General features: G+C 49.4%; 7 protein-coding genes. 4 read left to right on the forward strand and 3 right to left on the reverse strand.

Annotation, left to right across the window (positions count from 1 at the left end; all coding sequences use genetic code 11):
* Positions 1 to 600 precede the first annotated feature (600 nt).
* Positions 601 to 1,554 carry an integron integrase gene (locus tag QMA35_RS19735; RefSeq protein ID WP_281648865.1) on the forward strand — a complete coding sequence of 318 codons (954 nt, stop codon included), beginning with the start codon at positions 601 to 603 and terminating at the stop codon, positions 1,552 to 1,554.
* 215 nt (positions 1,555 to 1,769) lie between these two features.
* Here QMA35_RS19735 and glpK read toward each other — a convergent pair whose 3' ends face one another.
* On the reverse strand, positions 1,770 to 3,266 hold the full coding sequence (glpK, locus tag QMA35_RS19740; protein ID WP_281648866.1) for a glycerol kinase GlpK: 1,497 nt from the start codon (positions 3,264 to 3,266) through the stop codon (positions 1,770 to 1,772).
* Between the two features lie 98 nt (positions 3,267 to 3,364).
* Positions 3,365 to 4,252, reverse strand: coding sequence for an MIP/aquaporin family protein (locus QMA35_RS19745; RefSeq protein ID WP_281648867.1), 888 nt, complete (start codon positions 4,250 to 4,252; stop codon positions 3,365 to 3,367).
* Positions 4,253 to 4,513: 261 nt separating this feature from the next.
* Here QMA35_RS19745 and glpA point away from each other — a divergent pair, with 261 nt between their 5' ends.
* From glpA to glpC, 3 genes are read left to right on the forward strand one after another with little or no spacing between them, the layout of a single operon-like run.
* Positions 4,514 to 6,244 (forward strand): anaerobic glycerol-3-phosphate dehydrogenase subunit A, encoded by a 1,731-nt coding sequence (gene glpA / locus QMA35_RS19750; RefSeq protein ID WP_281648868.1) that lies wholly within the window; start codon positions 4,514 to 4,516, stop codon positions 6,242 to 6,244.
* Positions 6,241 to 7,563: a glycerol-3-phosphate dehydrogenase subunit GlpB gene (glpB, locus tag QMA35_RS19755; RefSeq protein WP_281648869.1), complete on the forward strand. Its 1,323-nt coding sequence runs from the start codon at positions 6,241 to 6,243 to the stop codon at positions 7,561 to 7,563. The genes glpA and glpB overlap by 4 nt, the downstream gene beginning before the upstream one ends.
* Entirely contained in the window at positions 7,560 to 8,789 is a 1,230-nt protein-coding gene (glpC, locus tag QMA35_RS19760) for an anaerobic glycerol-3-phosphate dehydrogenase subunit GlpC (protein ID WP_281648870.1), read from the forward strand. Before glpB ends, glpC begins: the two co-directional genes overlap by 4 nt.
* 71 nt (positions 8,790 to 8,860) lie before the next feature.
* Here glpC and pepD read toward each other — a convergent pair whose 3' ends face one another.
* Positions 8,861 to 10,033 (reverse strand): beta-Ala-His dipeptidase, encoded by a 1,173-nt coding sequence (gene pepD, locus QMA35_RS19765; protein ID WP_281648871.1) that lies wholly within the window; start codon positions 10,031 to 10,033, stop codon positions 8,861 to 8,863.
* Positions 10,034 to 10,369 lie beyond the last annotated feature (336 nt).

The following is a 10,369-nucleotide window of genomic DNA, read 5'->3' on the forward strand; positions in this document are numbered from 1 at the left end:
ACGCTACCGCTTGCCAGCTGCGCGGACATTGAAAACGTGAAAATGTTAAAGCTGGCATTGCACCGGGAACAAACGAAAATATTGAAACGCCAGCTTCACGAAACGTGAGAAATGCAGGCTGGGAACTGAAACCCCAAATATTTGCGCTGGCATAACTCGGAAGCAGCCCGAAAAATGTTTGCAGGATAAACACGTTGAAAGAATGAACTTTCAGGATTTACACGTGGCAAACTCCAATGTTTGATTGCCAGCTCCACAAAACTCTTGGTTGTTTTTCAGGAAAGCACAGACCGAAACATTAATATTTGCACATTGACGCACAACAGCTGAATATACGCCAAAAGCCGTATAATAAGCTATCTAATAATCAACTAACCAACCGCTGCTTCCCAGTAATACCAAATACTTAGAGCCAATATCAATAAAAACACACTTTATTCATATTGTCGTAAAGTCAGAATCAATATTTTCCGCTTAAGAATGGTTAGCATTAGATTTCCATTAAAAACCTATTAAAAACAAAAAGTTAAAGATACCTTGAGAAAGTTGCATAGGCGAACTATTTTTACTGTTTATTTATACAGTCCTGGTTTCAAGTTCATGAAATTGCAACAGCAGTTCCAGCAAGCATTGCGAACAATAAATTACTCCTACTCAACTGAAAAAGCCTATTGGAGCTGGATAAGGCAATATCTAAAATTTCATAACATGAAGCACCCTGCCAGTATGGGAGGGGAGCAAATAAGCCAGTTTCTTTCTTACTTGGTTATGCAGCGTCATGTATCAGTCAGTACGCAGCAACAGGCATTAAGCGCATTGGTCTTCCTCTATCGCCACGTGCTGCAGCGTGAAGAGTTGATTATCAACGAATGGTCTCAGTCTAAACGGCCGAAAAAACTACCTGTTGTCTTTTCCAGAAACGAGGCAGAGCTTGTTCTCTCTCATTTAAAAGGTACACCATTGATCATCTCTCAACTTATGTATGGCGCTGGAATGCGCTTAATGGAAGCTATTCGTTTACGGGTAAAAGATGTAGATTTTCACCGCAGTGAAATTACTGTGCGGGAAGGTAAAGGCAGTAAAGACCGGGTCACAGTGTTGCCCCAGAAAATCATAGAGAATTTAAAACAGCACATTGAACATTCAGCCGCGCTTCATCAAAAAGCGCTTGCAGAGAATGTCTGTCATGTACATCTCCCCGGAGCTTTGGCAAAAAAGTATCCCAATGCAGGCAAAGAGTTAGCCTGGCAATTTATCTTTGCCAGCACTCAGCTGAGCCGAGATCCGCGTACAGGAAAAATAGGCCGGCATCATATTAATGAACGCCACATTCAGAGGAATGTGAAAGCTGCTATTTACAAAGCTGGTATTCATAAGCACGCCAGCTGCCATACATTTCGGCACAGCTTTGCAACGCATATGCTAGAAAGTGGGTATGACATTCGTACAGTACAGGAATTGCTCGGGCATTCTAATGTTAACACCACAATGATATACACCCATGTCCTGAATAAAGGAGGGCGTGGTGTCCGAAGCCCCGTTGACTGCAATTGAACGCTATGAAAGAACGCTACCGCCCCATAGAGTTTTCAGGCGTAGCCTATCAATCCATGTGTTAAAAAATCCAATGGCACAATTATGCAACACTTATCTTGTATTCGTCACGGCAAAAAACCAGCGAAAAGCTGATGAAAACTGGCAAAAGAAACGGAGCCAATGGCTCCGTTTCAGGGTTCGAATTAACTTTCAGTCAGGCAAAAAATGGTAGTTTATTCTTCTTCCCACTTCAGAGAACGCTGAACGGCACGTTGCCAACCGTGGTAAACCTTCTCACGCTTCTCTTCTTCCATAACCGGTTCGAATACCCGGTCAACACTGATGTTCTTACGCAGGTCTTCAGTGTTTGCCCAGTAACCCACTGCCAAACCTGCAAGATAAGCAGCACCAGCAGCGGTAGTTTCAATAACCGTTGGGCGAACAACTTTGGAACCTAAAATGTCAGATTGGAACTGCATCAGGAAGTTGTTGGCAACAGCACCGCCATCAACACTCAGTTGGTTCAACTCAAGGCCGGCATCTTTCTGCATAGCGTCCAGAACATCACGGGACTGATAAGCCAGGGATTCCAGAGTCGCACGCACAATGTGGTTACGGTTTGCACCACGGGTCAGGCCTACAATAGTGCCGCGAGCGTAAGAGTCCCAGTAAGGTGCCCCCATACCCACAAAGGCTGGCACAACATACACACCGTTAGTGTCTTCTACCTTGCGTGCAAAATACTCAGAATCTGCCGCATCACGAATCAGGCCCATCTCATCACGCAGCCACTGAATACTGGCGCCTGCTACGAATACGGAACCTTCCAGCGCGTAATTCACTTTTCCGTCGAGGCCGTAAGCAATTGTGGTGAGCAGGCCATTTTCAGACTTGACTGGCTCTTCACCAGTGTTCATCAGCAAGAAGCAGCCAGTACCATAAGTGTTCTTGGCCATACCTTTTTCAAGGGCCAGTTGGCCGAACAGTGCGGCTTGTTGGTCACCAGCAATACCTGCAATTGGAGCTGTCGTCGTACCGATGGTAGCGTGGCCATAAACTTCAGAGCTGGACTTCACTTCAGGCAGCATGCTGCGAGGCACACCCAGAGCCTTCAGCATCTTCTCGTCCCACTCCAGTGTCTTGATGTTGAACAGCATGGTGCGGGAAGCATTGGTCACGTCGGTGACGTGAGTCTTGCCTTCGGTCAGCTTCCAGGTCAGCCAGGTGTCGATAGTACCGAACAGCAGCTCGCCTTTTTCTGCCTTTTCGCGTGCGCCTTCAACATTGTCCAGAATCCAGGCAACTTTTGTACCGGAGAAGTAAGCGTCTACCACCAGCCCGGTATTTTCACGTACATAGTCTTCTAGTCCATCATGCTTCAATTGCTCACAGGTGCTCGCGGTGCGGCGGCACTGCCAAACGATAGCGTTATAGATTGGCTGACCGGTATTCTTGTCCCAAACGACAGTGGTTTCACGCTGGTTGGTAATACCAATAGCGGCAATTTGCTCAGGCTTGATATCCGTTTTGGCCAGAACTTCAGTCATTACGCCACGTTGAGTCGCCCAGATCTCCATAGCGTCATGTTCAACCCAGCCCGCCTGAGGGTAGTGCTGGTTAAACTCCTGCTGAGAAACACCAACAATTCCGCCATTGCGATCAAAAATAATGGCGCGGCTGCTGGTAGTGCCCTGGTCGAGAGAGAGAATATATTTGGTTTCGTTGGTCATGACCCAGTCCTTAAAGCCCCGTTTCCAGGGCCTATTGTCGTGAAGAAAATTAAGGAAATAAATGACTTTGCGTTTAGTAATTAACCAAAACCTGACAATTACTTAGCGTTCAGGGCTTCTTCAGCAGCGCTCAGGGCTTCTTCAACAGAAGTGGAACCTTCCTGATCCATGCGAGGCTCGCAGCCAGGAGTGCCGCATTCCTTCAGAAGAACCAGCTGCTTTTCAATAATGCGGGTGTAAATAAAGGCACCCAGGTTGGCACCAACGATTGGGCCAAGGATGGGAACCCAGAAGTAAGGGTTGTCGCGGCCGCCGGTTATGGCAACTGTGCCCCACTCGGAGAACAGAGCAAACAATTTAGGGCCGAAGTCACGAGCAGGGTTCATGGCAAAGCCAGTCAGCGGGCCGAAAGAACAACCGATAACGGCAATCAGAACACCAATCATAACAGCTGTGAGAGCACCTTTTGGAGCGCCATTGTTGTTATCGCCCAGAGCCAGAATACCGCACATCAGAATGGCAGTAATAAATACTTCCACCATAAATGCATGGCCGTTACTTAATACAGCCATGGGGTAAGTTGAGAAGATGCCTGCGGTAGCAAGGTGATCAATGCTTCCAGGAACAATGTTGTTCACAGCATTGAATTCAGCAAACAGTGGCTGGTAGATCATGTACACAAAAGCGGCACCAAGAAATGCACCGATAATTTGTGAAATGATGTAAGGAATAACCTTGGCTTTCTCAAAGCCTTTGAATACAGCCAGGGCAATTGTTACAGCAGGATTAATATGTGCACCAGATACGCCGCCCGTCACATAAATAGCGATAGAAACACCCATACCCCAAACAATACTGATTTCCCATTGTCCAAAGCTGGCTCCAGCCAGAACCAGGGCAGCAACAACGCCAGCGCCAAAAATAATTAACAGCGCTGTGCCTATCACTTCCGATATGCATTCGCCAAATAATGTTTCTCTATTCATAACCTTGCCCAATGTACATTCAGTGCGAGAGGGGCTTATTATTCCCATTGTTGTTTTTTGTGAGTTGATGGTAATCAACAAAATCAAACTAACACGAACATTTTCCTTTTTTTGTTGGAAGCTACTCTGAAATATTCCGCATTTTCATAGAGTTGTATCCATAACGGCGGTGTTTGTTCTGTATCAAAACAACAGGATTGCACACACAGTAACATTGTCGGATATGTAAAATCGGATATATAAAAACTGGTGTGCATCATTATGAGACGACTAGAAGCAGATGTTGTCATCATCGGCGGCGGCGCTACGGGCGCGGGTGTTTTTCGGGATTGTTGTCTCAGGGGAATGCGCTCGATCCTGGTGGAGCGTAACGACATCGCCAGCGGTACCACAGGGCGTAACCATGGCCTTCTGCATTCCGGTGCCCGTTACGTTGTAACCGACAGCCATTCAGCAGCGGAATGTATTCGTGAAAATAGAACCCTTAAGCATATTGCCGGGCATTGTATTGAGAAGACGGATGGCTTGTTTATCTCATTGCCAGAAGACGGCCTGAGTTATCAGCAAGACTTTATAAACGGCTGTGCTCGTGCCGGCATTCCCACAGAAATTTTAACGCCACAACAGGCATTGCAACTGGAACCATCTGTTAACCCGGCTTTGATTGGCGCGGTGAGAATTCCAGACGGAACAATTGATCCATTTCGAATTACCTCGGCTAATATTCTGGACGCCCGTGAACATGGTGGCACTTTATTAAGTGATACCAAAGCTGTTGGTTTGATCATTCGAATGGGCCATGTACAGGGCATTCAGTGCCGGGATCAGCGCACCGGCGAACTGTTTGAAATTCGTGCCCGTCAGGTTATCAACGCCACCGGTGCCTGGTGCCATGAAGTAATGGAATACGCCGACCTTTCGGTGGATATGTATCACTCCCGCGGTGCGCTGTTGATTATGGGCCACCGTTTGAATGGCATGGTGATTAACCGTTGTCGCAAACCGGGGGATGCCGACATTCTGGTGCCGGGAGATACCGTTTCCGTCATTGGTACAACGTCCACGCATGTTGGCCGTCATGAATTGGAAACCCTCGAAGTCACAGACGAAGAAGTGCGCGTGCTGTTGGAAGAAGGCAGTAAGCTGGCGCCGGAAATGATGAATGCCCGGGTGTTGCGTGCTTATTGTGGCGTGCGCCCTCTGGTATCTCTCTCCTCTGATGGCTCCGACAGAACGATTAGTCGGGGATTGGTCGCCATTGATCACGCTGAATCCGATGCGCTGCCAGGGTTGATTACCATCACCGGTGGTAAGCTGATGACCTACCGCCTGATGGCAGAAGTTGCCACCGATATGGCTGTCAGGCATCTGGGTGTTTCTGAAAAATGTTCAACCGCCAGTAAGCCTCTGCCCGGTGCACTTCTGTCGGATCAAGATAAAAGCAAAGGCAAAAACGTTCAGGTTGGCGGCTACAGTCTGGCCGACTCCTCCTTGCCTAAAACCGTCGCAGGTTCCGCTGTTTACCGTCATGGTGAACGGGCTAAAGATTTCGTGAAGGAAGATAGCAAGTGGTGTAATGCTGTCGTGTGTGAATGTGAAGTGGTCACTCGGGGTGAAATTCTTTACGCCGTTGATCAACTGAATGCCCGCAGTTTGTCAGACCTTCGCCGTCGAACCCGTGTTGGCATGGGCCCTTGTCAGGGAGAGATGTGCGCCTGCCGAACGGCAGGGTTGTTGGCGGAATCCCGCAGTGATCAGATTGATGCTCTTGATACTCTGCAGGATTTTATTGAAGAACGCTGGAAAGGTGTAAGGCCGGTACTGTGGGGGGATGGCCTGCGGGAAGCGGAATTCAGCTATTGGGTACAGGAAGGTTTGTTGGGATTGGGAAGTCTCAGGCAGCAGGCAACCTGCGCCGCCAATGCGGTTGATACCACAGCAGACCATACCACAGCAGACCATACCGCTCAGGATGAGGAGCGCACAGCATGATACATGAATGTCTGATTGTTGGGGGCGGGCTGGCAGGCCTGACCGCCGGTATTCGTTGCGCCGAAGCCGGTCTTAAAGTGGCAGTGGTATCTGGTGGTGAGAGTGCACTGACGTTTGCTTCTGGTTCAATAGATGTGCTGGGTTCCATCCCAGGGCAGCCTGTTGTACGACGCCCGTTTGATGCGATTGATTGCCTTGCTGAGCTGAGCCCTGGTCATCCTTACGCAAAAATAGGACGTGAGAAAGTCTTTCAGTCGCTGGGCTGGTTTCACGGACAGATGGCCGAGGTTGGGTTAGAACTTGGTTTAGCCAGCGACTGTCGTGAAAACCAATGGCGCATCACTGCGGCAGGATCCCTTCGCCCTACATGGTTAAGTCAGCCAGCCACAAAAGCTATGCCCTGGGAATGTTTCCACGGTGATGGCGCCTGTCTGCAGAAAGTGGTGTTTGTAAATATCACCGGGTTTTTGGATTTCATGCCTGAACTGGCTATGTGTGGATTGAAACAACATCCATCGTTTAGAAGTGTGGCTGTTGAGCACTTTAATATCAACTTGCCCCTTGAACATGGTCACGGGGCAACGGCCGATACTATGCGCGCCCCGCAACTGGCAAGCGCTATGGGTGACCGGGATATGGATATTCTGGCGAGGGTGTTGAGTGAGCGTGTGCAGGACGCCGAACTGGTTGTTATGCCCGCTTGTTTCGATCCTGATCTTGGCTGCAATCGTCTACAAAAGTTGCGTCAGCGTACAGGTTTAAACATTATCGACATCGCCACATTGCCACCATCTGTTCATGGTTTACGTTTGCATAAAGCCCTGCGTAATCGATTCCGTGCTCTGGGAGGTTTCCTGATTCCTGGCACCGAAGTTCGTCATGGAACCGTTGATGGTGACCGGGTCATGAGCGTCAGCACCGGTGAAGACCTGCTGTCTGCCGATCACTTTATTCTTGCTAGCGGCAGCTTTTTCAGCAAAGGCCTGCAATCTGTAAAAGAGTCCATGAGTGACCCCTGCTCTGTGCAGGAGCCTGTATTTAATCTCGATCTTCACAGTTGGGCGGATCAACCCAAAGACTTCAGTAGTCATCAGTTCCTGGCACCGGAAGGGCAGAACTTTGTTCGTAGTGGTGTTGCTCTGAACCAAAGCGGCCAACCGATGGTGGCAGGAAAAGGTTTACATAATCTTCATGTCAGCGGAGCGGTTCTGGGTGGGTATGATCCGGTGCAGGAGTGTTCCGGTGGCGGTGTGGCCATCAGCACAGGCTGGCAAGCTGCAGAAAATGTTATTTGTCAGGTTAAGGGGCAGCAAGTATGAACCTTTTCAGCCTCAACGGCAGTGGCCAAAACCATGATCGCTCTTTCGATCGCTGCCTGAAATGCACGGCCTGTTCTTCTCAGTGTCCGGTATCTCTTGTGCGGCCGGATTACCCTGGCCCCAAGCAGTGCGGCCCGGATGGTGAGCGCCTTCGCCTGAAAAGCCCGGAGTTTATGGACGACGCTCTGAAATACTGTACCGGCTGTAAGCGTTGTGAAGTGGCTTGCCCATCGAATGTGCGTATCGCCGATATTATTGCCACCGCCAAACAGAAGTATGGCGATAACAGTTTCAAATTACGGGAATTCCTGCTCAGCCATACCGATTTAATGGGTGGATTAACCCGTGGTTCAGCACCAATCGTTAACAAAATTACCAGCCTGAAGCCCACTAAAATCTTGATGGATAGAGGTCTGGGCATCGATCAGCGCAGAAGCTTCCCGGCCTACGCGACAAAAAGCTTCCGTAGTACATTCAAGTCTGTGGCCTCCAGGCAGGAGCAGCATGCCCGCAAGGTGTCGTATTTCCATGGTTGCTTCGTTAACTTTAACGATCCGCAACTGGGTATGGATCTGGTCACAGTTCTGAATGCCATGAATATTGGTGTGCGACTGCTGCAAAAGGAAAAGTGCTGTGGCGTACCGCTGGTAGCCAATGGCTTTCACGACAAAGCCCGAGCGAATGCCGAGTTTAACACCTCGTTTTGTGAGCAGGCACTGGAAAGCGGCAGTGAGCGTATAGTTTCCAGCTCCTCCAGTTGTTCGCTGATGTTGCGGGAAGATTATCCCGATATGTTGGGAGTGAAGAACGAAAAGGTGCAATCCCGCATCAGTTTTATCACCCGCTTTCTGGCGGGGGAGTTTGAAGCTGGCAATAAGCCGGAGATGAAGCCGGTGAATCTGAAAGTGGCCTATCACAGCCCCTGTCATCTGATAAAAGCTGGTGGTGTTCTGCATACCCTTAAATTGCTGTGGGATATTCCCGGACTGGAACTGCAACAGCTGGATTCCAACTGTTGTGGTATTGCCGGTACTTACGGTTTTAAAAAGGAAAACTACGAAACTGCACAGGGCATTGGCGAACCGTTATTCCAGCAGATAGAAGAGAGTGGTTGTGACTTTGTGGTGACTGATTGTGAAACCTGCAAAATGCAGGTGGAGATGAGTACTTCGAAGAAGGTTTTGCACCCGGTGAATTTGTTGGCCCGGAGTTTAATGGAAGAGTAATGGGAGAGTAATAAACAAGAGTGGTTGGGTTGGCCGCAAGGCGCAACCCAACGCAATAACCGCTTCACACTTTAAGCCGCAGGCACTTCTGCCAGAGACGCAACCAGCAACTGCCAGAAGCGACCAACACTGGCGATGTGCACCTTCTCAGCAGGAGAGTGGGGGAATTTAATGGTTGGTCCGAAAGAGACCATATCCCAGTTCGGGTACTTCTTGCCCAGCAGGCCACATTCCAGACCCGCGTGAATCACCTTGAATACTGCATTTTTGTTAAATAACTGGTGGTGAACATCCTGAACCAGCTGCTGAACAGGGGAGTTAGTCGCAGGCTGCCAGCCAGGGTAACCATGGTTATCACTGGTGCGGGCACCGGCCAGAGCAAACAGGCCGTGGATAGTCTGGCGGGTGTCTTCCTGGGCTGAGTGAACCATACTGCGGGGCAGAACCTGAGCCACGATTTTGCCTTCGGCAATGTTTGTAACACCCAGATTGGCAGAGGTTTCAGTTACACCAGCAATCACATCGCTCATACGCAGAACGCCGTTAGGGCAAGCGTGCAGAGTATTCACCCAAATGGTTTGTATGTCTTCAGGCAGCACCTGTTTGGCAGTGGTGTCTTCCCAGGTCATGTTGAGTTCTGGGTCAGCCAGTTGATACTCATTGCAGATTTCACCAGCAAAAGTGTCCAGAGCGGCTTCGGCGGCAGCAATCTGAGCTGCGGGCAGAGCAACAACTGCGGAAGACTCCCGGGGAATGGCATTAAACAGCGTTCCACCGTTCAAGCTGGACAAGCGAACACCAAAAGGCTTCAGGGTTTCAATAGCGCGAACCATCAGCTTAATGGCGTTACCACGATACAGATGAATATCGCAGCCAGAGTGACCGCCGCTCAGACCCTTGATGCTCAGGGTGCGAGCCGCATAGCCTTCAGGTAGCGTTTCTGGAGTGTAGTCAGATTCGGCAATAATACGCACGCCGCCAGCGCAACCAACGTAAATTTCGCCTTCTTCTTCTGTGTCCAGGTTGAACAGAATGTCGCCTTTGAACAGACCTTCTTTCAGACCCTGAGCGCCGGACATGCCGTCTTCTTCGTTGGTAGTAATCAGAACTTCCAGGGGGCCGTGAGCAACATCATCCGCGGCCAGAACCGCCATGGCGGCTGCCATGCCGATACCGTTGTCAGCACCCAGAGTCGTGTTGTTGGCACGTACCCAATCACCATCGTTTGTTAGATCAGGAGGCATCTCATTGGCTTAACCCACATTTATTGTGAACAGAGCCAAACAATTCATGACAAAAAGGAAAGTAATACTGACAACTGACAGTTGTCTCTGTTCACAATACATATTGGTGCATGAACTATACTTTTGAGCACCGGTTTCTGTCGTGTAATTAAAACCATCGTCGTGCAGCAAACACAATTCCAAGAGTTCCTGAAATCTCTCAGGACATTGTCCCCTGAACAGCTGACATGTTTGCACACAACCTTACCGCCATGCCCAAAATTACTTTGATCAGCACCCGCGGTGCCCTCACTGTACCTGTGAATACATCTGGTCATCAACGCTACCGCTGCAACG

The organism is Parendozoicomonas sp. Alg238-R29 (genome assembly GCF_947331445.1).
Taxonomy (GTDB): domain Bacteria; phylum Pseudomonadota; class Gammaproteobacteria; order Pseudomonadales; family Endozoicomonadaceae; genus Sansalvadorimonas.

Excerpts from the sequence above, each read along its gene's own strand:
- glpA (WP_281648868.1), top strand. The coding sequence starts at position 4,514 with ATGAGACGACTAGAAGCAGATGTTGTCATCATCGGCGGCGGCGCTACG.
- QMA35_RS19735 (WP_281648865.1), top strand. The coding sequence starts at position 601 with ATGAAATTGCAACAGCAGTTCCAGCAAGCATTGCGAACAATAAATTAC.
- QMA35_RS19745 (WP_281648867.1), bottom strand. The coding sequence starts at position 4,252 with ATGAATAGAGAAACATTATTTGGCGAATGCATATCGGAAGTGATAGGC.
- glpB (WP_281648869.1), top strand. The coding sequence starts at position 6,241 with ATGATACATGAATGTCTGATTGTTGGGGGCGGGCTGGCAGGCCTGACC.
- pepD (WP_281648871.1), bottom strand. The coding sequence starts at position 10,033 with ATGCCTCCTGATCTAACAAACGATGGTGATTGGGTACGTGCCAACAAC.
- glpK (WP_281648866.1), bottom strand. The coding sequence starts at position 3,266 with ATGACCAACGAAACCAAATATATTCTCTCTCTCGACCAGGGCACTACC.
- glpC (WP_281648870.1), top strand. The coding sequence starts at position 7,560 with ATGAACCTTTTCAGCCTCAACGGCAGTGGCCAAAACCATGATCGCTCT.